This is a genomic window from Streptococcus sp. 27098_8_113 (genome assembly GCF_041432545.1).
GTDB lineage: Bacteria > Bacillota > Bacilli > Lactobacillales > Streptococcaceae > Streptococcus.
In genome coordinates, this window is sequence record NZ_JAPVZU010000001.1 from 224,471 (window position 1) to 249,623 (window position 25,153).

21 protein-coding genes are annotated in these 25,153 nt (G+C 42.6%); 18 read left to right on the forward strand and 3 right to left on the reverse strand.

All coding sequences use genetic code 11. The features are described from left to right. Positions 1-15: 15 nt before the first annotated feature. Complete coding sequence (locus tag O3644_RS01150; RefSeq protein ID WP_039975732.1) at positions 16-273, forward strand: DUF896 family protein; 258 nt, start codon at positions 16-18, stop codon at positions 271-273. A 164-nt stretch (positions 274-437) separates the two neighbouring features. Here O3644_RS01150 and O3644_RS01155 read toward each other — a convergent pair whose 3' ends face one another. Then, positions 438-1,400: an asparaginase gene (locus tag O3644_RS01155; RefSeq protein ID WP_371594847.1), complete on the reverse strand. Its 963-nt coding sequence runs from the start codon at positions 1,398-1,400 to the stop codon at positions 438-440. A gap of 66 nt (positions 1,401-1,466) precedes the next feature. On the opposite strand from O3644_RS01155, the gene O3644_RS01160 reads away from it, so the two are divergent. The 7 genes from O3644_RS01160 to O3644_RS01190 all read left to right on the forward strand — a co-directional run bounded on the left by O3644_RS01160 (position 1,467) and on the right by O3644_RS01190 (position 10,985). After that, the gene (locus O3644_RS01160; protein WP_371594848.1) at positions 1,467-2,873 is read left to right on the forward strand and encodes a Cof-type HAD-IIB family hydrolase; all 1,407 of its coding nucleotides are present in this window, start codon (positions 1,467-1,469) and stop codon (positions 2,871-2,873) included. 66 nt (positions 2,874-2,939) lie between these two features. Then, the gene (locus O3644_RS01165; protein WP_371594849.1) at positions 2,940-4,001 is read left to right on the forward strand and encodes a M24 family metallopeptidase; all 1,062 of its coding nucleotides are present in this window, start codon (positions 2,940-2,942) and stop codon (positions 3,999-4,001) included. 61 nt (positions 4,002-4,062) lie between these two features. Continuing rightward, a complete protein-coding gene (efp, locus tag O3644_RS01170; RefSeq protein WP_125387389.1) occupies positions 4,063-4,623 on the forward strand; it encodes an elongation factor P in 561 nt (186 codons plus the stop codon). 30 nt (positions 4,624-4,653) lie between these two features. After that, positions 4,654-5,043 (forward strand): Asp23/Gls24 family envelope stress response protein, encoded by a 390-nt coding sequence (locus tag O3644_RS01175; RefSeq protein WP_045500744.1) that lies wholly within the window; start codon positions 4,654-4,656, stop codon positions 5,041-5,043. After that, entirely contained in the window at positions 5,036-5,473 is a 438-nt protein-coding gene (gene nusB, locus O3644_RS01180; RefSeq protein ID WP_297665347.1) for a transcription antitermination factor NusB, read from the forward strand. Before O3644_RS01175 ends, nusB begins: the two co-directional genes overlap by 8 nt. Before the next feature lie 815 nt (positions 5,474-6,288). Next, on the forward strand, positions 6,289-6,504 hold the full coding sequence (locus O3644_RS01185) for a hypothetical protein (protein WP_371594850.1): 216 nt from the start codon (positions 6,289-6,291) through the stop codon (positions 6,502-6,504). Positions 6,505-7,160: 656 nt separating this feature from the next. Next, positions 7,161-10,985 (forward strand): pullulanase, encoded by a 3,825-nt coding sequence (locus tag O3644_RS01190; RefSeq protein ID WP_371594851.1) that lies wholly within the window; start codon positions 7,161-7,163, stop codon positions 10,983-10,985. Positions 10,986-11,262: 277 nt separating this feature from the next. Here the strand turns inward: O3644_RS01190 and O3644_RS01195 are convergent, their stop codons facing one another. Beyond that, positions 11,263-12,228, reverse strand: a complete 966-nt coding sequence (locus O3644_RS01195; protein WP_371594852.1) for a LacI family DNA-binding transcriptional regulator — start codon at positions 12,226-12,228, stop codon at positions 11,263-11,265. After that, positions 12,209-13,663, reverse strand: a complete 1,455-nt coding sequence (locus O3644_RS01200) for a sucrose-6-phosphate hydrolase (protein WP_371594853.1) — start codon at positions 13,661-13,663, stop codon at positions 12,209-12,211. Before O3644_RS01200 ends, O3644_RS01195 begins: the two co-directional genes overlap by 20 nt. 200 nt (positions 13,664-13,863) lie before the next feature. On the opposite strand from O3644_RS01200, the gene O3644_RS01205 reads away from it, so the two are divergent. The 10 genes from O3644_RS01205 to O3644_RS01250 all read left to right on the forward strand — a co-directional run bounded on the left by O3644_RS01205 (position 13,864) and on the right by O3644_RS01250 (position 25,153). Continuing rightward, positions 13,864-15,876 (forward strand): sucrose-specific PTS transporter subunit IIBC, encoded by a 2,013-nt coding sequence (locus O3644_RS01205; protein ID WP_371594854.1) that lies wholly within the window; start codon positions 13,864-13,866, stop codon positions 15,874-15,876. A gap of 159 nt (positions 15,877-16,035) precedes the next feature. After that, positions 16,036-16,935, forward strand: a complete 900-nt coding sequence (scrK, locus tag O3644_RS01210) for a fructokinase ScrK (RefSeq protein ID WP_062123547.1) — start codon at positions 16,036-16,038, stop codon at positions 16,933-16,935. An 80-nt stretch (positions 16,936-17,015) separates the two neighbouring features. Continuing rightward, positions 17,016-17,426 carry a peptide deformylase gene (locus tag O3644_RS01215; protein WP_371594855.1) on the forward strand — a complete coding sequence of 137 codons (411 nt, stop codon included), beginning with the start codon at positions 17,016-17,018 and terminating at the stop codon, positions 17,424-17,426. 103 nt (positions 17,427-17,529) lie between these two features. After that, positions 17,530-18,024 carry a hypothetical protein gene (locus tag O3644_RS01220; RefSeq protein ID WP_371594856.1) on the forward strand — a complete coding sequence of 165 codons (495 nt, stop codon included), beginning with the start codon at positions 17,530-17,532 and terminating at the stop codon, positions 18,022-18,024. A 151-nt stretch (positions 18,025-18,175) separates the two neighbouring features. Next, positions 18,176-19,270, forward strand: a complete 1,095-nt coding sequence (locus O3644_RS01225; protein ID WP_371594857.1) for a DUF4352 domain-containing protein — start codon at positions 18,176-18,178, stop codon at positions 19,268-19,270. A 109-nt stretch (positions 19,271-19,379) separates the two neighbouring features. Next, the gene (locus O3644_RS01230; RefSeq protein WP_371594858.1) at positions 19,380-20,516 is read left to right on the forward strand and encodes a M20 peptidase aminoacylase family protein; all 1,137 of its coding nucleotides are present in this window, start codon (positions 19,380-19,382) and stop codon (positions 20,514-20,516) included. 204 nt (positions 20,517-20,720) lie between these two features. Next, positions 20,721-21,554, forward strand: coding sequence for a transporter substrate-binding domain-containing protein (locus O3644_RS01235; protein WP_371594859.1), 834 nt, complete (start codon positions 20,721-20,723; stop codon positions 21,552-21,554). A gap of 86 nt (positions 21,555-21,640) precedes the next feature. Further along, positions 21,641-22,516 (forward strand): MetQ/NlpA family ABC transporter substrate-binding protein, encoded by an 876-nt coding sequence (locus O3644_RS01240; RefSeq protein WP_125390222.1) that lies wholly within the window; start codon positions 21,641-21,643, stop codon positions 22,514-22,516. A 206-nt stretch (positions 22,517-22,722) separates the two neighbouring features. Beyond that, positions 22,723-24,099, forward strand: coding sequence for a M20/M25/M40 family metallo-hydrolase (locus tag O3644_RS01245; RefSeq protein ID WP_371594860.1), 1,377 nt, complete (start codon positions 22,723-22,725; stop codon positions 24,097-24,099). Then, positions 24,089-25,153 (forward strand): methionine ABC transporter ATP-binding protein, encoded by a 1,065-nt coding sequence (locus O3644_RS01250; protein WP_125383247.1) that lies wholly within the window; start codon positions 24,089-24,091, stop codon positions 25,151-25,153. The genes O3644_RS01245 and O3644_RS01250 overlap by 11 nt, the downstream gene beginning before the upstream one ends.

Here is a 25,153-nt window from a genome sequence, read left to right on the forward strand (position 1 = left end):
AAGAGAGGTAGAATCATGGATCCTAAAAAAATTGAACGTATTAACGAACTGGCTAAAAAGAAAAAAACGGAAGGTTTAACTGCTGAGGAAAAAGTGGAGCAAGCCAAGCTTCGTGAAGAGTATATCGAAGGCTACCGCCGCTCAGTTCGCCATCACATTGAAGGCATCAAGATTGTTGACGAGGATGGCAATGATGTAACGCCTGAAAAATTGCGCCAAGTTCAGCGCGAGAAAGGTCTTCATGGCCGCAGTCTAGATGATCCAAATTCATAATAACAAGAAAATAGACTCCGATTTATGATTTCGGAGTCTTTTTTTGCAGTTTATAACTTAGCTTAAGGCTAAGAATATTTATGGACTTTATATCGAGGGATACAGCATTTATAAAGGAAAATCAAGAAATAATGCCTAGCAAGCGAGTAGACAAGCTTGGTTTTTTATCCTTCTATATAGTCTCTTAATGCTTGACCACTTAGGCCGACATTGAGGGCAATCAGTAGCTTGATGCGAGCCTTCGGTGCATTGAGCTCTTTGACAAACATGATTCCGGCTTGGTGCAGCTTGACACCACCGCCTTCATAGGCGTAGACAGGTTCAGCAATACCGTTGAAACAACGTGAAACGAGAGCGATGGGGAGACCAGCTTCTGCCATCTCTGTTAATGTTTCCGCAGTTTCTTTTGGCAGATTGCCTGCGCCAAAGGCTTCGATGATGAGACCGTCTAGCTTTTGCCAATCCAGCATATCAAGCAGTTCTGTTTTCATACCGGCATAGGCTGGAATGATGGGTACCAGTCCCGAAATGCTAGTCAGATCAAAGCGGACGCGGGGCTCCGCTGTTTTAAAGTAGAGGATTTCCTGCTTCATAACGAGGCCCAGAGGACCGTGTGTCGGAGTTTGAAAGGTGCTGACATTGGTGGTGTGGGTTTTGGTGACATACTTGGCAGCATGGACTTCATCATTCATGACGACGAGGACACCCTTGCCACGAGCTTTCTGGTCACTGGCCACCCGCAAAGCAGTCAGGTAGTTATAAACTCCGTCACTGCCGAGTTCATTTGAACTTCTCATAGCTCCGGTCAAAACGACAGGGATATCAGGCAGTTCCATGGTATCAAGGAAGTAGGCTGTTTCCTCCAGAGTATCGGTTCCGTGGGTAATGACTACTCCATCGTATTGGTCAGCGTCAGCCTTGATCTTTTGGTAGAGTTCCAGCATGTGCTGGGGAGTGATGTGAGGGCTGGGAACGTTGAAGAAATCAACGACCGTTACTTCAATACCATCTAAGGGAACTGCCACATGGTTCATGGGATTGTCTTGGCTGCTATTGACAGCACCGCTTCCGTCAGCCTGCATGGAAATGGTGCCACCAGTATGTAAAACTAAAATCTGCTTATTCATAGATGTGCTTCTCCGTGAATTGTGTTATAATTTATTGTATCATAAAAGGAAAGAATGAGAAAATCAATGGAAATAAAAGCCGTCTTTTTCGATATCGATGGAACCTTGATTAATGACAGTCGAACCGTCTTGAAATCGACAGAGGCCGCCATTAAGAGTTTGCAAGAACAAGGGATTTTGGTCGGTTTAGCGACAGGCCGCGGCCCCTTCTTTGTCAAGCCTTTTATGGATAAGCTGGATTTAGACTTTGCTGTCACCTACAATGGTCAGTATATTTTTTCAAAGGACAGGGTTATTTCTGCCACACCGATTGATAAGCAGAGCCTGCGTGATTTGATTGCCTATGCCAAGGAGCACCGGAAAGAGATTTCCTTGGGGACAGAACAGGCCATGCAAGGTTCAAAAATTATGACCTTTGGTATGAGTTCCTTTTCTCAGTGGGCAACCCAGTTTATCCCTAGGAGCATGACTCGGACGGTGAGCTGTGGTTTTAACAAGATTGTGAGTAAGGCCCTGCCTCAGCATGAAGAAGACCTGTTGAAATTGATTCAAGAGCCTATTTATCAAGTGCTGATTTTGGCGGATCCGGCTGAGAGTGAAAAAATTGAAGCGGATTTTCCCCATTTGAAATTTACTCGTTCGAGCCCCTATGCGGCGGACATTATCAATCAAGGGATGTCCAAGCTGGAGGGGATTCGTCTAGTTGGTCAAGAATACGGCTTTGATATCCATCAGGTCATGGCCTTCGGAGATTCAGACAATGACTTGGAAATGCTGTCGGGAGTTGGCTTGTCTATTGCCATGGGAAATGGGACCAGCTCTGTCAAGGAAGTAGCCAAGCATACGACTAGCAGCAATAGTCAGGATGGGATTCATCGGGCGCTGGAACATTTCGGTATTTTGGCCAGCGAGAAAGTCTTTGTATCCCGCGATCACCACTTCAATAAGGTCAAGACCTTCCATGGTGTCATGGATGAGTCTACGCAGGAAGAACCCATCGCTTGGACACCAGAGGAAGCTCGGCATCGTGCTGACTTCAAGTTGGAAGAGGTAGTTGAATTTCTCAGAGCTGCCAGCTCTTCAGAGGAAGAATTTGATCAGTCGATGGCTAGAATGCACGAGGCTTTAGATAAGGCTGCTGCCAAGGTACGAAGCAAGCGAGAGGCCGAAATTTCCTTGGTTGGGCAAGTCGATGCCCTGATCGACATGCTCTACTTTACATATGGTAGCTTTGTCTTGATGGGAGTCGATCCCGAGCGGATTTTTGATATTGTCCATCAGGCCAATATGGGGAAAATTTTCCCAGATGGAAAAGCGCATTTTGATCCCGTGACTCATAAAATCCTAAAACCAGATGACTGGGAAGAGAAATATGCGCCAGAACCAGCGATCGAACGTGAGTTGGAACGCCAGATTCAGGCCTATCAGCGCAATGTGGAAAAGACGCAAAAAGAAACAAAAGACGAAGAGTAGTGACTCTTCATTAGCTAAATTTTTATTTTACGATACTCAATCGGATTATTTTACGGAGGTTTTCTCATGTTATCAAGAGTTGAAAAATTTGAAGCAGCCTTGGCTCAGACAGAATGCGATGCTGTTCTAGTAACCAATCTGAAGAATATTTACTATCTGACTGGTTTCAGCGGGACAGAGGCGACAGTTTTCATTAGCAAGTCACGACGGATTTTCCTGACGGATTCTCGTTATACCTTGATTGCCAAGGACGTGGTTGAGGGCTTTGATATTGTTGAAACGCGGGATGCGGTTGGTGAAATTGCTAAAATCATTGCGGACGACAAGCTGCAAAAAATCGGTTTTGATGATGAAATTTCCTATGCTTACTTCAAGATGCTGGAAAGTGTGTTTGCTGGTCATGAGCTGGTGCCGATGACAGGTTTTATTGAAAAGTTGCGCATGATCAAGGATGAACAAGAAATCGCGACCATTTGCAAGGCCTGCCAGATTTCTGACCAAGCCTTCCTAGACGTGCTGGACTTTATTAAGCCTGGTCAGACGACAGAGCTGGCTATCATGAACTTTTTGGATGCTCGCATGCGCCAGCTAGGTGCTTCAGGTGCCTCCTTTGACTTCATCATCGCTTCGGGCTACCGTTCTGCTATGCCGCACGGTGTGGCTAGTGACAAGGTCATCCAAAATGGTGAAACCTTGACTATGGACTTTGGTTGCTATTATAATCACTATGTCAGCGATATGACACGGACTGTTCATGTGGGGCAGGTGACAGATGAAGAGCGGGAAATTTATGATATTGTCCTGCGCAGCAATCAAGCCTTAATAGAAGCGGCTAAAGCTGGACTCAGCTGTATTGATTTTGACCGGATTCCTCGTCAAATTATCAACGATGCAGGCTACGGACCTTACTTCAGCCACGGGATTGGCCACGGGATTGGTCTGGATATCCATGAGATTCCTTACTTTGGCAAGTCAGAAGAGCCAATCAAGGCTGGCATGGTCTTGACCGATGAGCCGGGCATCTATCTGGATGGCAAATACGGCGTTCGGATCGAAGATGATCTTCTGATTACAGAGACTGGTTGTGAGGTCTTGACCCTCGCTCCAAAAGAATTGATTGTGATTTGAGAATTATCAAGCTTTATGGTAGAATAAAGAGTAAATTATTTATTAAAGAGGTAAAAAACAAATGATTGAAGCAAGCAAGCTGAGAGCTGGAATGACTTTTGAAACTGCAGATGGTAAATTGATCCGCGTGTTGGAAGCAAGCCACCACAAACCAGGTAAGGGAAATACTATCATGCGTATGAAATTGCGTGATGTTCGTACTGGTTCTACATTTGAGACTAGCTACCGTCCAGAAGAAAAATTTGAACAAGCTATCATCGAAACAGTACCAGCACAATACTTGTACCAAATGGATGGTACTGCGTATTTTATGAATACTGAGACTTATGACCAATACGAAATCCCAGTCGTTAATGTAGAGGACGAGTTGAAATTCATCCTTGAAAACTCAGATGTGAAAATCCAATTCTACGGATCAGAGGTGATCGGTGTGACAGTACCTACAACTGTTGAATTGGTGGTAACAGAAACACAACCATCTATCAAAGGTGCTACTGTAACAGGTTCTGGTAAACCAGCAACTCTTGAAACAGGTCTTGTTGTTAACGTACCAGACTTCATCGAAGTTGGGCAAAAATTGGTCATCAATACAGCAGAAGGAACTTACGTTTCTCGTGCGTAATTTCAATCTTTCATATAGAAAGGAATTCTTATGGCAAACGAACAATTAGGCGAAATCGTTATTGCGCCACGAGTCTTGGAAAAAATTATTGCCATTGCTACGGCTAAGGTAGAGGGCGTTCATTCTTTTGCAAATAAAAGCATGTCCGATAGCCTTTCTATGCGTACGCTTGGACGCGGTGTTGCGCTGCATACGGATGAAAGTGGCGACATATCAGTGGATATCTACCTCTATCTGGAGTACGGTATCAGTGTACCAACAGTTGCAGTTGCGATCCAAAAAGCAGTCAAAAGTGCTGTGAACGATATGGCTGAAGTGGAGCTGTCTGCTGTTAATATCCATGTGGCAGGCATTGTTCCAGAAAAATCACCAAAACCAGATTTGAAAGATCTGTTTGATGAGGATTTCCTCAATGACTGATGTTTTGTTAGAATCTAGAAGAGAGCTACGTCAGCGGGCTTTTCAGGCTTTGATGAGTCTGGAATATGAGGGTGACGCCATTGAGTCTTGCCGCTTTGCTTATACCTATGATAAGGACGAAGAGGAGACAGATGCTGAGGTCAATATCCCAGCCTTTCTACTCAACTTGGTCACAGGGGTGCTCCAGTCCAAGGAAGAATTGGATAAAAAAATTGCCCAGCACTTGAAAGCAGGCTGGACAGTTGAGCGTCTAACTTTGGTGGAAAAGAATATCCTGCGATTAGGCATCTTTGAAATAACAGAGTTTGATACTCCGGAGCGAGTAGCGGTCAATGAAGCCATTGAACTTTCCAAGCAATTTTCTGATGAAAAATCAAGTAAGTTTATCAATGGTATTTTAAGCCAATTTATAACAGAAGAAAAAGACTGAGACGACTGCCTCAGCTTTTTTGGTTTTCGATAGTTGCAGTCGCTGACAAATCATAAGAAAGTTTCTGTAGGTCTATGGCTGGACCAGTCTAGCTTGCTATATGTTAACGGCGACCTAGGTCTCGGCTGGTTACTTTTCCTATAGATTCATGGTAACTTAGGCCTCGGTCGTCTACTTTTCCTATAGATTCATAGCAACCTAGACCTCGGCTGGTCAATTTTCCTATAGTTTAATGGCAATGTAGGTCTCGGCTGATCACTTTTCCTATAGATTCATGGCAACTTAGGCCTCGGCTGGTTACTTTTTCTATAGATTCGTGGTAACTTAGATCTAGGTTGGTCACTTTCCCTATAAATTCATGGTATTCTAGATCTCGAACGCTCTTTTCATATCTGTTTATAGGATAAATCGCTTTCGTTTCTTACGATTTTTACTAGGTCTTTTAGAGATGAGGAATGGTCTAGTCAGTCTAAGTAAGAAAAGAAAGAGATAATAGAACATCTCCTAAAGAGCAATTTTTTAGAAGAGAATTTTTGAGGGAGATCTTTGGATTTAATAACTATTTGAATACGGCTATATGGGGAAATTTAAATTGATAGTAAACTTGATAATGTTGAAAAAGTTTCTGTCTATTTTTGTATAATATTTCTACATAAAAACTTTATGGACTAAATAATAATTGATATAATAGGAAAGAGGGAGTATCTAATAGATTGTATTGTTAAAAGCTCTAAGGTACTTGAAAAATTCTAAGAAGAGGAAGAGCTTAGAGCAGGTGAATACATGGATTATTTGCAGATTACAAGAGTATAAGTATGACGATTGTTTTGATTTCAGTTATTACTGCATTTCTATATCATAAAATCGCAGAACATTTTAAGAATAGTTATATTGATTGGATTCTATTTCTATCATTGATTTTATTTCATTTTATATGGGATTACTATTTCTTACCAATTGACATAGTAATAGCCCTCAGTGGGGTACATCTACTATCAAATTTCTTTGAAAAGGTAAGAAGTAAACAATGAAACTGATTTAGAGAGAATCACAATAAAATGAAAGATAAAAAGTTGGGTATTTAAAATGAAACATTTTTTGCAGGTCTTGGTTCAATAAACTTTGCTAGTTATCTAATTGCTATAGGTGTAGGATTGGCACCTCTCTTTCACATTTTTATAATCGGTTCGGAAGTAAGTTTTGGGAAAATAGTATTGTCTATAATAGCTATATTTTCAATCATTGTTTTAACAATTGCTCGAATTTATAGAAGATTTTTCTATGTAGATTAGTTCGATTTTCTTTAAAGTTTGGGAAAATCTTATCTTTCTAAAAAAACGGACAGTGCTATTGAAATGCAGGTGATAGCCTAAGAAAAGCGGTAGTGATTCTAACACCAAAAAGTAATCAGGGATTGAACTACATTAAAAAAACTTTAAAAGAAAAGCTTTATGAAAGAAAAGCTTTTTTTGATGAGTCTAAAGAAATATTTAGCTTCATTATCTTAAACAAGACAGAGAGAGCTGGTGAATTTCGTATAAAACTAATCTGAAATCATACATAAAGCTTTGGAATAAAAAATGATCTATGAAAACCTTTACATTTCGATAGATAATCTGTATAATAAATACAGAAAACGTTTGCATACGTATTTTCTATAGGAAAAAATAAAGGAGTTTTTTTATTTATGAAAAGAAACTATCATCTACAGTCTCGGACCAGTGAAAAGCGTCATTATTTTGGGATTCGTCGCTTAAAAGTCGGAGTAGCATCTGTCGTGATTGCATCCGGCTTCCTCTTTGGAGGTGCTCAGTTAGCCAAAGCGGATGAGACAAAGGCTACGACTAGCCCAGTAACGAAAGCAGTATTAGCTGCTAATTCAGAAGTTTTGCCTAAGCCAGCAGATGAAGCAAAAGCTGAGGAAGTGGATAGTTCAGCGCAAAAAGAAAGCGAACAAAAAGGAGAGATCGAGAAAAGTACTCAGCCTGAAGCAGTAGTAAGTCAAGCTGCCCAACCTACAGAGGTGGTAGACTCTAGTGCGACTCCAGAAGCAGCTGGGAAAGAAGCAAAAGAAACAGCTGCATCTGACGAGAAAGAAAAGCCAGCGTCAACTAATCAGTCGGAGACATTGCCAAAGGATGCTATCGCAGATGGCCATATGCGTTTCCATTTCAAAAATCTACCATCCGAGAATCTGGATAGCTTAGGCTTATGGACTTGGGATGATGTTGAAACGCCTTCTGGTCAAAAGGGAGGTTGGCCGACTGGTGCGACTAGTTTTGCGACAGCTAAAAAAGATGATTACGGCTATTACCTTGATGTCAAGATGGCAGAGAAAAGAAGCAAGGTTAGTCTCTTAATCAACAATACGGCAGGTCAAAACATTACGGGAGACAAGACAGTTGAGCTGCTGAGTCCTCAGATGAATGAAGTTTGGTTTGACAAAGACTACAATCCTCATACCTCTGAGCCCTTGAAAGAAGGAATGCTTCGGATCAATTATTATCGTACAGATGGTCAGTATGATAAGAAATCCCTCTGGCTCTGGGGAGATGTGCAACATCCAGGTCAAAATTGGCCTGATGGCGTGGACTTTGAAAAGACTGGGAAATACGGTCGCTACGTAGATGTTCCTCTGAAAGAGGCTGCAAAGATGGTTGGTTTCCTGCTTTTAGATGAAAGCAAGTCAGGAGATGATGTGAAGATTCAAAAACAGGATTATAATTTCGCAAATTTGGGTAAAACTAGCCAGATTTTCTTGCGTGATGCGGATCCAACGGTTTATACCAACCCTTACTTTGTCAATGATATCCGCATGACAGGAGCCCAGCATGTTAGCCTGACAGAAATTGAGGCGACCTTCTCTACCTTAGAAAACGCTAAAAAAGAAGACATTCTGAAAAACCTAAAAATTACCAACAAAGATGGCGGAGAAGTCGCTGTTAAAGATGTGGTTCTGAATTCAAAGAATAAAAGTGCAAAATTGATCGGTGATTTTAACCAAGCTCAGTCACCTTACCTTATCAAATATGGCAATGACCAATTCAAAACCAGCATGAACTGGCAGTTGAAGGACAGTCTTTACAAGTATGATGGTGATTTGGGCGCGCGTGTTTCTCAAGCGGGCAAACAAGTGGATCTGACCTTCTGGTCACCAAGTGCGGACCAAGTCGATTTAGTGGTCTATGACAAAGAAGATCAGAACAAGGTTCTTGGGCGCATAGCTATGCAGAAGGGGGAGTCTGGCACATGGACTAGTAGCTTGACGCCTGAGAGCGGGCTAGGTCTTTCTGACTATCGTGGCTATTTCTATCATTATGAAATTAGCCGTGGCGGCAAAAAAGTTCTTGTGCTGGACCCATATGCCAAGTCTTTAGCAGCTTGGAACAATGAAGATGCGGACAAGGGAGATGCCTACAAGATTGCCAAGGCAGCCTTTGTAGATCCAAGTGAATATGGACCGAAAGACCTGACCTATGCCAATATTCCAAACTTCAAGAAGCGGGAAGATGCCTTGATTTATGAGGCGCACGTTCGTGACTTTACCTCTGATCCAGCTATCTCAAAGGATTTGAAATCTCAATTTGGGACCTTCTCAGCTTTCATTGAGAAATTGGATTATTTGAAAGACTTGGGAGTGACGCATGTTCAGCTCTTGCCAGTTCTGAGCTATTACTTTGTCAATGAGCTAAAAAATGCTGAGCGCATGGACAAGTACGCTTCCAGCAACAGCAACTATAACTGGGGTTATGACCCGCAAAACTACTTCTCGCTGACAGGTATGTACTCCAGCACACCGACAGATCCAGCCAAGCGCATTGAGGAATTTAAAAATCTTGTTAACGAAATTCATAAGCGTGGTATGGGCGTTATCATGGACGTGGTCTATAATCACACAGCCAAGACCTCTATCTTTGAAGATTTGGAGCCCAATTACTACCACTTTATGGATGCGGATGGCACACCGAGAACCAGCTTTGGTGGCGGCCGCTTGGGTACTACCCACTATATGAGCAGACGGGTCTTGGTGGATTCGATCAAGTATTTGACAGAGCAGTACAAGGTAGATGGTTTCCGTTTTGATATGATGGGAGACCACGATGCAGAGTCCATCCAAAAAGCCTTTGAAGAAGCTAAAAAGCTCAATCCAAATCTCATTATGCTGGGTGAGGGGTGGAAGACTTATGCAGGTGATGAAAATAAAGCAGTCCAGCCTGCTGACCAGTCTTGGATGAAGTCAACAGACACGGTGGCTGTCTTCTCAGATGACATTCGCAACACCTTGAAATCGGGTTATCCAAATGAAGGAACGCCAGCCTTTATCACTGGTGGAAAGCGCAATGTAGAAGATGTTTTCAAGAATATCAAGGCACAGCCAACCAATTTTGAGGCAGATAGCCCAGGGGATGTGATCCAATACATTGCGGCCCATGATAATCTGACCCTCTTTGATATTATTGCCCAGTCGATTAAGAAAGATCCAGCAGTCGCTGCCAATAATCAAGAGATTCATCGCCGCCTGCGTCTGGGAAATCTGATGATGCTGACTTCGCAAGGGACACCATTTATTCACTCTGGTCAAGAGTACGGTCGGACCAAGCAATTCCGTGATCCTGCCTATAAATATCCTGTCTCTGAAGACAAGGTTCCTAATAAAGCGCATTTGTTGACCAATGAGGACGGCACACCGTTTGAATACCCGTATTTCATTCATGATTCTTATGATTCGAGCGACGCGGTCAATCATTTTGACTGGACCAAGGCGACTGATGCGGAGAAATTCCCAGAAAATGCCAAGAGTCGTGCTTATATGAGGGGCTTGATTAGTCTGCGGAAATCAACGGACGCCTTTACCCGCAGCTCCAAAGCAGAAGTAGATCAAAATGTGACCCTCATCACCCAGCCTGGCAAGGATGGCGTTGAGAAAGAAGACCTTGTCCTTGGCTACCAAGTGGTTGCTTCGAATGGCGATATTTATGCAGTCTTTGTCAATGCGGATAAAAAGGAGCGAAACTTCAACTTTGGTGAAACCTACAAGCATCTAGCAGGTGCAGAGGTTGTGGTTGATGGCAATAGCGCAGGCGTTTCTGCTATTTCAAATCCAGCAGGTGTCACTAGAAACAGTAATGGATTGACTCTAGCTCCGCTGACAGCGATAATTTTGCGGATTAAAAAGGCGAGTCCAGCTCAAGAAGAAAAGCCTCAAGATACAAGTAAAGACATCCAGCAAAATCCGTCTCAAGGCAGCGTTAAGGAGCTTCAAAAAGAACAAAGCCCTAGACCTAGCTTGTCGAATAAGCTTGTTCAAGTTCCATCTGCTACTACATCTCCATCTTCAGAGAGTCAAAAACAACTTGCTGCAGAGCCACAGCAGGACAAAGTAAGTCCTACTGAGACTGCTTCGACAGAAAAAGTCTTGCCGAAAACGGGCACAGAAACTTCTCTGCTGGCGATTTTAGGTGGTTCTCTTGCCTTCTTGGCTGGCTTGCTCGCTTTTAGAAAGAAGCAATAAAGTGAGAGTGGGACAGAAATCGGTAATTCGTTAGAATTCGATTTCGTCGTCCCACCTCCGCACAGTTGAGTAGGGCTGTAAAAGCTGATGAGATCAGCGTAGTAGAGCCCACTCAATCACTGCGTCTTGCTCGACATTCCAAAGACAATTGAGAGGCCAGGACTTTTGTCCCAAACTCAGCAGTTGTAGAAATCCATGTTTCTCAGCCGTGATAGATAAAAATACGACTTCCATTTTGGAAGTCGTATTTTCTTATTTAGTAGGGATTGAATGAAAATTACACACTTTTACCAGGCAAGAGGTTCACAGGCAGGAAGTAGCCGGTTGTTGTGACTTCTTGCTTGTCAATTTTTTGTAGCAGTAAATCGACCAGAAGTTTGGCAATCTCCTTCAGTGGCTGTTTAATAGTCGCTAGTTGAGGATAATAATTTTCGACAAAATAAGTTCCGTCGTAGCCGATGATTTTTAAATCTTTAGGAATCTGGATGCCTAGCTCCTGAGCGACTTTCATCACTAAAATGGCTGTCAAATCATCTGAAGCAAAGATAGCATCTGGCTTCTCATGGGTTAAAATATGCTTGATTTCCATTTCCTTTCGGACGGGAGAATAATCGCTGGATACATTGATGATTGGAGCGTCTGGCAGGACAGAGGCAAAGCCAGCATGGCGCAGGCCAGTTGGGGAATTGGAGTTGTCATTGCCGGTGATCATGATGATATTTTGAGCGCCAGACTTTACCAAGGTCTGAGCAGCCAGCACCCCGCCGCCATAGTTGTCTGAGGAGACAACTGGAATATCTGGTGAAAGGTTACGGTCAAAGGAAATGATAGGAGCAGTTACGCGATTATAGTCTTCGATGCCTAGATTGTGACTGCCGGAGATGATACCATCCACCTGATTAGCCTCGAGCATCTCAAGGTACTCACGCTCCTTGTCTGAGTCATGCTCGCTATTGCAAATGATGGTTTTATAACCCTGTTTAAAGAGCTCATGCTCCAATTTACCAATCAATTCTGCGTAAAAAACATTGCTGATATTAGGGAAGATGAGTCCAATTAGCTTGGCTGATTTTCCTTGGAGGCTGCGCGCCAGATTGTTGGGCTTGTAGGCCAATTCTCGCATGGCTGCCTCAACCTTGGAAATCGTTTTGTCGGACAAGTAGCCTTTCCTGTTGATGACGCGGGAAACAGTTGTAGGGCTGACTCCTGCTAGTTTTGCTACATCAGTTAGCTTTGCGACCATAATCTAATTCATAGTAAGTACCGGTTGGATTGCCTTTGGTAATGGCAATGCCTGTCTGGTCTTCTCTCGGGAAGACACGGCCGGAAAATACTTTCTCTCCTTTATTGATGAAAATTTCAAAAATTGATTTATCGATGAAGATAGTAGCGCTTGTGGCTTCTTTGCCAATATCACAGCTTCGGCTAGTTCCAAAGTCCAGAGAAAATGGATCACCCGCCTGACTGCGGTCAACTGTCACTTTCCCTGCCTTGAGGTCGAAGTTGATGCGTAGCCCCTTGCCGTCCTTGTCTGCAAAGAGGACGATTTCGTGTTCGGTATCCGCAGCGAGATTTAGCTCTAGTTCGTAGCTGTTCTTGCTTTCTGCCAAAGCAGCGAAAGGCTGTTCTTCTGCTCGTAAGTCTTTGATAGCAGGCACTGGGTATTGGTAGAGCTTGCCATCTTTCAGACTTAATTCCTTGACGAGAGAGAAGGCACCTTGATGATCGAAGCGGTCAGATGGGTATTCGACATCAGGCAAGCCTAGCCAGCTGACAGCCAGTGCACGACCGTCAGGCGCGTTAAAAGCTTGGGTCGCGTAGCAGTCGAAGCCATAATCCAGATTTTGGATAGGACTAGGATCAATCATAGCGGCTTGATTTGTGTCAAACGATTGACCTATTTTATACATATTTGGATAAATGTTGCTATAATCCAGCACGTCCTTAGACAAACCTTGAGGGCAATAGAGCAGGATTGGCTGGTCGTTGATAAAGACTAGATTAGGACACTCCATCATATAGGCCGTCTTGTCATTTGCGAAGTCTAAATCGCCAATAGCTTCCCAGTTGGTATAGTCATTATCAACAGCCTTGTAAAGCTTGACATAGCCTTGCTTGTCTAGATTTTGCCCACCGACAATGGCATAGAATTGCCCTTTGTAGTTGAAAATCTGCGGATCGCGGAAGTGGTCGGTTGCTTCAGCAGGCTGCTCAATCAAAACCTTGTCGATTTTTTCCAGCTTGCCTGATTTGTCTAGCAAGGCACCGATTTGATAGGGGTGACGCACCCAATTTTCATCACGAACATTGCCAGTATAGAAGAGAAAGAGATTGTCACCGAACTGCATGGCAGAGCCAGAGTAGGCGCCGTGGCTGTCCAGAGCAGTATCTGGCAGCACCCGAAGGCCGGTTTCAGTGAAGTGAACTAGGTCATCACTTTCTAATTGAACCCAGCATTTGAGACCATGGGCAGCCCCAAAAGGAAAGTTTTGGTAGAAAACCACCCACTTGCCGTCAAAGTAAGAAAAGCCATTGGGGTCATTGAGCAGACCAGTTTGAGGCTCCACATGATAGCTGGCCCGCCAAGGAGATTTAGCGATGTTTTCTTTGATCTGCTGTACCTCTTCCTGAGTCCAGTCTTCATAGCGTTTGTAGCGTTTTTCAGTCGTCCAAGCCAATCTTTTGTCCTCCGAATCATATTATTTCTTATTACTATAGTAAACGTTTTCTGCTGAAAAATCAACATTTAAAAGTAAAAAAATATTTTTTCTGCAAAACGCTTGACATATCTCTGAATCATGGTAAAATAATATTCGTAAAGGCGATAAAATCGCTTTCAAAAAAGTTTTACAATATTTTTATAAGGAGATTTTTGCAAATGAACAATACTGAAATTGCAAAAAGGGTCATCGAAGCCTTGGGTGGACGTGAGAACGTTAACAGTGTAGCCCACTGTGCGACTCGTCTGCGCGTTATGGTTAAAGATGAAGGAAAGATCGACAAAAATACTGTCGAGAATCTAGAAAAAGTTCAGGGAGCTTTCTTTAACTCAGGCCAATACCAAATCATCTTTGGTACTGGTACGGTTAATAAAATCTATGACGAAGTTGTAGCCTTAGGTTTGCCAACTTCATCAAAAGATGACATGAAAGCAGAAGCTGCTAAGCAAGGGAATTGGTTCCAACGCGCCATCCGTACATTCGGTGACGTATTTGTACCAATTCTCCCAGCTATTGTTGCGACAGGTCTTTTCATGGGAGTTCGTGGAGCAATTGCTCAGGATCAAGTTTTATCTTTATTTGGTACCACAGCGGATGCTTTCAAATCGACTGACTTCTATACTTATACAGTAGTATTAACTGATACAGCCTTCGCTTTCTTCCCAGCTTTGATTTGCTGGTCAGCTTTTAGAGTCTTTGGAGGGAACCCCATCATTGGTTTGGTTCTTGGTCTCATGATGGTTAACTCAGCACTTCCAAATGCTTGGGATGTAGCTGGTCAGGCTACTAAATTTGCTGTTGATCCTTCTAAGGATATTTTAGACAAAATTGCTAATATGGATGTTCTAGGAAGTCTAAAATTTGCTAGCGAAGTTACAGCAACAAAAGCTCATCCAATTTACTTCTTTGGTTTTATTCCGGTGGTTGGCTACCAAAACTCTGTGCTTCCTGCCTTCTTTGTAGGTTTGTTTGGTGCGAAATTTGAAAAATGGCTGCACAAGAAAATTCCAGATGTCTTGGACCTTCTTCTTGTTCCATTCCTTACTTTCCTTGTAATGTCTATTTTGGGACTCTTTGTGATTGGTCCGGTCTTCCACATTGTTGAGTCATATGTTTTGAATGGTACAGAGTTCCTTCTTAGCCTTCCGTTTGGTCTTGCTGGTTTGATTATTGGTGCAGTACATCAACTGATTGTCGTAACTGGTGTTCATCACATCTTCAACTTACTGGAATCTCAATTGGTATCTCAAACTGGGAAAGATCCATTTAATGCGATTATCACTGCTGCTATGACAGCTCAGGCTGGTGCGACTTTGGCTGTAGCTGTGAAGACAAAATCTAAAAAACTCAAGGCTCTTGCATTCCCAGCAGCACTTTCTGCAGGATTAGGTATTACTGAGCCAGCTATCTTCGGGGTTAACTTGCGCTTCGTTAAACCGTTTGTCATTGGACTGGGTGCTGGTGCTGTTGGTGGTTGGTTAGCTTCTATTATGGGGCTTGCAGGTACAAGTTTCGGTATCACAATTATTCCAGGTACACTCCTTTACCTGAATGGTCAATTGTTGCAATATATCTTTATGGTTGTTCTGACAACTGGTTTGAGTTTTGTTCTGACTTATATGTTCGGATACAAAGACGAAGAAACTGCTGAAGAAAAAGCTGAAACTGAAAAACTTGTCGAAGAAGAAACAACTGGTAATGTTCCAGCGGCTCTCCAAAATGAAACAATCATTTCTCCAATTGTTGGTAGTGCAGTAGCTTTGAGCGATGTAAATGATCCTGTTTTCTCAAGCGGAGCAATGGGTCAAGGGATTGCGATCAAACCAACTGAAGGTGTCGTTTATGCCCCAGCCGATGCAGAAGTGACAATTGCTTTTGCGACAGGCCATGCTTATGGTTTGAAGACAGCTAATGGTGCTGAAATCCTGATCCACGTTGGTATTGACACAGTGTCTATGAATGGCGAAGGATTTGATCAAAAAGTTTCTCAAGGTTCTAAGGTAAAAGCTGGCGATATTATTGGAACTTTTGATTCAGCTAAAATCGCAGCAGCTGGTCTGGATGACACGACTATGGTTATCGTGACTAACACAGCTGACTATGCTTCTGTGACTCCAGTAGCAGAAGGAACTGTTGCTAAAGGCGATGCGATTATTGAAGTGAAAGCTTAATCTTAGCTATAGAAAGTCAACAAAGGAAAACGAACAACTTATGTTTGTTCGTTTTTTACTTGAGTGCTAAGATTTACAGAGGAAAATCTAAAATATAGAGCCATTTCTGATATGGAAATATGCTATAATGGAGTATAAAGAATACAAGAGGTGTTTGAAATGACAAAATTGTACGGAAGTTTAGAAGCCGGTGGAACCAAGTTTATCTGTGCTGTGGGCGATGAAAATTTTAATGTTGTAGAAAAAACACAGTTTCCTACAACTACGCCGATTGAGACGCTAGATAAAACAATTGAATTTTTCTCTCGTTTTGACAATTTAGCAGGTCTGGCAGTTGGCTCTTTCGGTCCAATTGATATTGACCCTAATTCAAAAACATATGGCTATATTACGACAACTCCAAAACCACATTGGGCTAATGTGGATATCGTGGGAGCGCTTCGTCGTGCTTTGAATGTGCCAATCTACTTTACGACAGATGTCAACAGCTCAGCTTATGGTGAAGTTGTAGCCCGCAATAATGCTGGTGGTCGCATTGAAAATCTGGTTTATTATACGATTGGAACAGGGATTGGCGCTGGTGCTATCCAACGTGGTGAATTTGTTGGGGGTACAGGCCATCCAGAGATGGGACACTACTATGTAGCTCAGCACCCGATGGATGTGGAAAAAGGCTTTAACGGCGTCTGTCCTTTCCACAAGGGCTGTTTGGAAGGCTTAGCAGCTGGTCCTAGCTTAGAAGCGCGGACGGGTGTGCGTGGTGAAAATATCGAGCTCAATAACTCTGTCTGGGATATTCAGGCTTACTATATTGCGCAGGCAGCTATTCAAGCAACGGTGACGTTCCGTCCGGATGTCATTGTCTTTGGTGGTGGTGTGATGGCGCAGCAGCACATGCTAGACCGTGTCCGTGAGAAATTCACTGTCCTGCTCAATGGTTACCTGCCAGTGCCAGATGTGCGTGATTACATTGTTACACCGGCTGTAGCAGGAAATGGCTCAGCTACACTAGGAAATTTTGTTCTCGCAAAAGATATTAGCGAACGCTATGCAAAATAAGTAAACAAGGCGTTGAGAGTGTTCAAATAAACTAAGGAGGCTGAGATAGGGAATCCAGCCTCTTCCATTTGAGGTGAAATATGCAAAAAGCAATTGTGAAAGATCCTTTCTTTTTACAGCAAAAATCAGTCCCTGCCACGAAAGCTGATTTATTCTTGGCTCAGGATTTGCTGGATACCTTGTTGGCTCATAGAGAGTCTTGTGTTGGCCTTGCTGCCAATATGATTGGCTTCCAAAAGCGGGTGATTATTTTTATGTATGGTATGTTGCCCATGGTCATGTTTAATCCAGTTCTCATTCAGAAATCAGGAGCTTATGAAACGGAAGAAGGCTGTCTGTCTTTGACAGGCAGTCGGTCAACCATTCGTTACCAGAAAATCACTGTCGAATATCTGGACCAGAATTGGCTGAAGAAGACCATCGCTTTAGAGGATTTCCCAGCGCAAATCTGCCAGCATGAATTGGATCATTTGGAAGGAATTCTCATATAGGAAATATATCTGGAAAGGATAGGAATAGAATGAAAGTATATCAGCGCGATGGAGCAAAATTTTATGCCATAGGCTTTCTCTTACTCTTTGCTATTTTTTTATCATGGCTTTTGTATCTATGGATAAGGCCTCCCTTGAGTCAACAAGTCAAAATAGTAGCAATCAACTGGTTCATAGGACTTCTATCAGCAAAGAAGACCAAAGAAGCAGGCAGACTACTGAAGAAAGTAACAATATGCTCAATCCAGTCTATTGGGGAATGGGCATAACCGCTATTTTTATGTTTGTTCTATGCTATGTTTCGAATCATAAACCACCGATTTTAGAGATGGATGAGATGGGAATAAGGCTGAAAGGCTTATCTGCTAAAAGAGAGAAGTACTTCTTGTGGCAGGAGATTGAGCAAATTGAATACGACATATCTCGACCTAGGCTGACATCTTCCGAACCGACCAGTCGAATTTTATATTTCTATCCTAAAAATCAAGAGGAGAGTGCGGTCTCTTTAAACTTGGCAGATGTGAAAAATACTAGCTTCAATGAACTTCATCAAGAAATTTCCGTTTTTGCTCCGCATATCAAGTGGCTTTTTCCATAGAAATATTATTATGGAGTAGAGATTTGATCTGCTTGGTCATTCTAGCGATTGCAAAGTTGCATTTATATATAGATAAATGCAACCGCTATTTACCAGTTTAGCCAAGTATGATAAAATAGAAAAGTCACAGTATTAAGAAATTAAGGAGACAATGATGAAAAAAGTATTTAAATACACAGCCTTGCTTGTGGCAAGTGTGAGCTTAACAGCCTGTGCCTTGCTTCCAAGTCCAAATAAAAAACATTCTGGTAAGCCAAGCCAGGAAACGACTGTCAAAAAATCAGCCAGCAATGGGCAGGTTGATATCCAGATTAAGGATGGTCAGTTTATTATGCCAAGCAACGGATCAGCTGATGCCAAATACTTGGCCTTGTCTTTGGAAATTAAAAATAAAACAAATGATAAGATTATGATTTCCTCCTCAGACATTGGTTTTTATGATTCAGAGGGAGAAAAGATCCAGCCAGTCGGAGTCTATGACGACAAAGAAAACTTTAAAACACTGAGCTATGAAGACTTAGCGGAAGGAAAGACTCTTTCTGGTAATCTGGTCTTTAAGGTTGAAGATGGCAAGAAATATGAACTTCACTATGAGAAGAAATCCTATGGCTCCGATGAAAAAGCAGAACCCATCAAACTAAAAGTTGATCCTGCGAAATATCCGAATCACGTTGACGAATCAAAGAAATTAGCTTCTGATTACCTCAATGCTGTTTTCTTGGGAGGAGAAGCCAAGACAAAATCCTCCAAAGACAAAGGCGATTTGGTTTTAGGCGTCGATTTGGAGCAAGATAAAAAAGATTATAGAGCAGCCTTTGCAGCAGATTTTACACGTAAATTGCATGATTATCCATTTAGTGATGATGAAATCAATGCTTTCATTGATGCCTATGTGAAAAGTAATGCCAAACGCTCAGAAATTGATTACACAGTAGCGCAGTACATGCCAAATTCAATCGTTATCAAGATCAAACCGAGAACGGTCAGTCTAAATAAAACCATGTATACCTACCGTCAAGATTTTTATGACAAACATCGTTCTGAATATGGAAGCCTGAGTGACCTCTATAAAGCTACCGATAAGAGCTATGCTAATGACATGATGGCTGGAATGGATTCGCGTCCTCTCCTTACACCAGAACGAGATTATCAGTTGAAATTTGTCAAAACAGATGGCAAGTGGGTCCTAGAGCGTGATTATTCTTATGAATCTATCGTCAGAGCTTTTGAGGGCGATATATCCTAATAGCCAAAATAGAGGGCAGATGCTTCATTCTGCTCTCTATTTTATTTTGTTTCCTAGCTTAGCTTTGTGCTATACTGGAGGGTAGATATGTAGAGTAAAGGAGTCTACCATGAAAAAATTCTATGATAAATTAGTAAAAACGCGTCATCATCTCCATCAGCATCCAGAGTTGTCTAGCCAAGAGTATAAAACGACGGCCTTTCTAAAGCGTTATTTGCAAGACTTGGGGATAAAAATCTTGGACTCCGGCTTAGAGACAGGCTTGATTGCCGAAATCGGTCAAGGAAAGCCAGTGATTGCCTTGAGGGCAGATATTGATGCCCTGCCCATTTTAGAGAAGACAGGTCTGCCTTACGCTAGCCAAAATCCTGGTGTCATGCATGCCTGCGGTCATGATTTTCATCAGACTAGTCTTTTAGGGGCAGCGGAGTTGCTCAAGGCTATGGAAGAAGATTTACAGGGGACTATTCGCCTGATTTTTCAGCCAGCCGAGGAAACGTCTCAGGGAGCCAGTCAAGTTCTGGCTACGGGTTTGCTGGATGATGTGGCTGCGATTATCGGTTTTCACAATATGCCCCAGTTAAAAGCTGGGCAAATAGCCTTGAAGGCGGGAGCTATGATGGCAGGTGTGGAAAAGTTTAAGGTGACTGTTGAGGGAGTCAGCAGCCATGCGGCTCGGCCGGACCTGGGAGTGGATACGGTGCTGACCCTGACCAGCATGATTCAAAATCTTCAAGCTCTGGTTTCTCGGACTGTTTCGCCCTTTGAGCCAGTTGTTTTGTCTGTGACCCACATTGAGGCTGGGGCGACTTGGAATGTTCTGCCGCAAAATGGCTTCTTTGAAGGCACGATTCGTTGTTTTAACCCTGATTTGCAAAAGCGTTTGAAGGCAGATTTTATCCGTATTGTGGAGCATACGGCGGAGAACTTCGGTGCTAAGGCCACTATTGTCTGGGATCAGACTCCGCCAGTGACCTATAATGATCCAGAATTAGCCGAGCTTATTTTTAAAAATTCTCAGAATATCGGGGAGCTACTGCCTGCTCAGCCGTCTTCAGCTGGCGAAGACTTTGCCTTCTACCAGGAAAAAATCCCTGGTGTCTTTGCCTTTATCGGCTCAAATGGTGCAGCAGATGCGCCTGACCTGCACCATGATAGCATGACGATTGACGATGCGGCCTTTCAAGTTTCTGTGCCTTACTATGTCGAAAACGCCCTCTTCCTCCTCAAGCACTATAAGAAATAACTATAGTCTTTCATAGAAAATAAGAACTAGGCAAGCTCCTCTTCTTTTGTTACCATAGAAAAACAAGATTTCGATATTTTCAAATAGTTTGAATAATCGAATCAGTGATAAAGAAAATCTATCACCTTGATAAAAAATATATAATGGTCAGGACTTTCGACTTTTGGTATGATAGAAACATGCTCTTTAGGAGGAGATAGAGATATGAATATTAAAAAAATATTGAAATACACTGCCACTGCTGTGGTAGGAAGTCTTGCAGTTGGGCTGCTTGTAGCCTGCTCGTCTTCTGCAAGTAAAGATAGTACTACAAAGAAAAAGACGATTGAAGTCGGAACGGTTGGAACAACTAAGCCTTTCTCTTATGAGGATAAGGACGGAAAACTAACTGGTTACGAAATTGAAGTGCTTCGTGAAATCTTTAAAGGTTCAGAAAAGTACGAAGTCAACTTCAACAAAACCAAATGGGCTTCTGTTTTCTCTGGCTTGGACAGTGACCGCTACCAAATCGGTGCCAACAACATCAGTTATTCAGAAGACCGTGCTGGTAAATACCTCTATACCAACCCTTACGCTAAAAACCCAACCGTCTTGGTGGTTCGTAAAGGAGTGAATATCAAGTCGTTGGACGATATCGGAGGCAAGTCTACAGAGGTTGTTCAAGGTACTTCAACAGCTAAGCAGTTGGAAAGGTACAATGAAGAGCACAGTTCAAACCCAACAACTATCAACTATACAGATGGTACAATCCAGCAAATCTTGGCTAATTTGAATGACGGCCGCTCAGACTACAAGATCTTTGAACGTATCACAGTAGATACTATCATCAAAGACCAAGGTTTAGATAATGTCGAAGTGATTGAACTTCCAAGTGACCAACAACCGTATGTCTATCCGATCCTTGCTTCAGGACAAGAAGAGCTTCAAACCTTCATGAACAAGCGGATCAAGGAACTCTACGAGGATGGAACACTTGAAAAATTATCAAAAGAATTCTTTGGCGGCACTTATTTGCCAGATGCCAAGGATATTAAGTAAGTTCTGATTTTCTTTGCCCTAAACAATCAGAAATAACTTACAACCCTTTCATTAGAAAAAAATATATTTTATAAGGAGATTATCTCATGAAATTGAAAAAATGGTTTGGTGCAACAGCACTCTTGGCTGTAGCAGCATTTGGTTTGGCAGCTTGCTCGTCTTCAACATCAAAAAACGCTAAGTCAGCAGACAGTGCAACAGTGACTGTAAAAGTTGGTGTGATGAGCCTCAGCGATACAGAAGAAGCACGTTGGAACAAGGTTCAAGAAATCCTTGATAAGGATAAAGCAGGTGTTAAATTGGAGTTCACCCAATTTACAGACTATTCTCAGCCTAACCAAGCAGTTCGCGATGGCGATGTAGACATCAATGCCTTCCAACACTACTACTACTTGAAAAACTGGAATAAAGAAAACAATGCTGACTTGGTTTCTGTAGCAGATACGTATATCGCACCAATCCGCCTTTACTCTGGTACTAAAGATGGTAAAAACAAATATACTGATGTAAAAGATATCCCAGAAAACGGAAGCATTGCTGTACCAAATGACCCAACAAATGAAAGCCGTGCTTTGAACCTTCTTCAAGCAGCTGGTTTGATTAAGTTGGACGTGGATTCAACGAAGCTTGCGACTGTTGCTAACATCAAAGAAAACAAGAAAAACTTGAAAATTTCTGAATTGGATGCTTCTCAAACAGCAGCTTCTCTTACTTCTGTAGATGCAGCGGTTGTCAACAATACCTTCGTTCGTGAAGCTGGTATTGACTACAAGAGCGCTCTTTACAAAGAAAAGACAGATGAAAATTCTAAACTGTGGTACAACTTGATTGCTGCTAAGAAAGATTGGGAAAAATCTGACAAGGCAGATGCCATCAAGAAAATCATCAAGGCTTACCATACTGACGAAGTTAAAAAAGTCATTGAAGAGTCTTCAGATGGTATGGATCAACCAGTTTGGTAAGATTTTATAGAAAATAATTGAAGATAGAAAGGGCGGGGAATGGATTTCTCCAGCCCTTTATCTGCTATTAGTTAGATTTTTTATTGGCAGAGATGATTTGGCCATTTTTAAAAGCAGAGTCAAGGACTTACATGACAGCAAGTCTTTGCTCTTTCGTGAATCATAGCAGATAATCTATAAACAGATGCGATTAGTAGGAGTTACACATGCCTTTCTCAACTGAGAGTGAACAAATTAAAAAGTTTGAAAATGATGAGGTGGCCCAACACTATTTTGAGGTGTTGCGGACTTTGATTTCTAAAAAGTCTATCTTTGCCCAGCAAATTGGGCTCAAGGAGGTAGCTACCTATCTGGGAGAAATTTTCACTGCCGTAGGTGCTAAAGTGATGATTGATGACAGTTACACGGCTCCCTTTTTATTGGCAGAGTTTCAGTCGGACAATCCTGAGGCCAAGACTATCATTTTCTATCACCACTATGATACGGTGCCGGCCGATAATGACCAGCCTTGGACCAACGACCCCTTTACTCTGTCGGTCCACTACGGTGTCATGTATGGCCGCGGAGTCGATGATGACAAGGGACACATCACTGCGCGTTTGACAGCAGTGCGTAAGTATATCCGAGAGAATGGTTCGCTGCCAGTCAATATCATCTTCATGATGGAGGGAGCAGAGGAGTCGGCTTCGACAGACTTGGATAAATACCTGGCCAAACATAAGAAACATTTGCGGGGAGCAGATTTGCTGGTCTGGGAGCAGGGCACGCGTAATAATCTAGGTCAGTTGGAGATTTCTGGTGGGAATAAGGGCATTGTCACCTTTGATATGTCTGTTCGCAGTGCAGAAGTCGATATCCATTCTAGCTATGGCGGTGTCATTAATTCAGCTTCTTGGTACTTGATGGATGCTATCTCTAGCCTGCGTAGTGCTGACGGTCGAATTTTGGTGGAGGGCATCTATGAGCAAGTACAGGAGCCCAATGAGCGAGAGCTAGCTTTGATTGCCCAGTACGCTCTGAAGACACCAGAAGAGTTGAAGGAAATTTACGGCCTCCAGCTTCCAGTCTTGAAAGAGGACAGGCAGGAATTTCTGCGTCGCTTCTATTTTGAGCCAGCCATTAACATTGAAGGCTTCGGTTCAGGCTATCAGGGACAAGGAGTCAAAACCATCCTCCCAGCATATGCATCTGCCAAGATGGAAGTGCGCTTGGTACCGGGCTTAGAGCCCCATGATGTCTTGGACAAGATTTGCAAGCAACTGGACAAAAATGGCTATGATAAGGTAGAATTAACTTATACATTGGGAGAAATGAGCTATCGTAGTGATATGAGTGCTCCTTCTATCCTGAATGTGATTGAACTGGCCAAGGATTTTTATCCAGAAGGCATCTCGGTGCTTCCGACATCGGCAGGAACAGGACCCATGCATACAGTCTTTGAAGCTTTGGAAGTTCCGATGGCTGCCTTTGGCTTGGGGAATGCCAACAGTCGGGATCATGGTGGTGATGAAAATGTCAAGATTGCCGATTATTATACCCATATTGAATTAATCAAGGAGTTAATCAGAAGTTATGAGCAATGAAATTATCAAATTAGACCGTATTGATGTCACTTTTACACAGAAAAATCGTGTCATCAAGGCGGTTGAAGATGTGACCATTCACATCAATCAGGGGGATATTTACGGTATCGTGGGTTATTCTGGTGCCGGAAAGTCAACTTTGGTGCGGGTTATTAATCTTTTGCAGAAGCCATCTGGTGGTCGCATCACTGTGGATGGGACAGTCCTATACGACAAGGGGACAGTCCAGCTGAATGCGGCTCAACTGCGGGAAAAGCGCAAGGATATTGGCATGATTTTCCAGCATTTCAATCTGATGGCTCAGATGACGGCTAAGGAAAATGTCGCATTTGCCTTGAAGCACTCTTCCCTGTCTGCTGCTGAAAAAGAGGAGAAGGTTCGCAAACTTTTAGAATTGGTTGGTCTGGAAGATCGAGCGGATAATTATCCGTCTCAGCTGTCTGGCGGTCAGAAGCAGCGCGTGGCGATTGCTAGAGCCTTGGCTAATGATCCGAAAATCTTAATTTCAGATGAAGCGACTTCGGCATTGGATCCTAAAACAACTAAGCAAATTTTGGCCTTGCTTCAGGATTTGAATCAAAAGTTGGGGCTGACGATTGTACTGATCACGCACGAAATGCAGATTGTCAAAGATATTGCTAATCGTGTAGCTGTTATGCAGAATGGGAAATTGATCGAGGAAGGATCAGTTTTGGATATCTTTACCAATCCGCAGAACGAATTAACCCAAGACTTTATCACAACGGCAACAGGTATCACTGAAGCGATGGTTAAAATCAATCAACAGAAGATTGTGCAAGATCTGCCAGCGGATTCTGTCTTGGCGCATTTGAAGTATGCTGGTACGGTGACAGATACAGCCATTATCAACGATATCTACAAGCAGTATCAAGTTTCAGCCAATATTTTACATGCTAACATTGAGATTTTAGACAATGTGCCTGTCGGGGAGATGGTAGTCATTTTGTCAGGGAATGCAGAAAATCTTGCGTCTGCTCAAAGCAATTTGCAAGCTGCTGGCGTAGAATTAAAGGTGCTTAAGGGAGGAATTTAA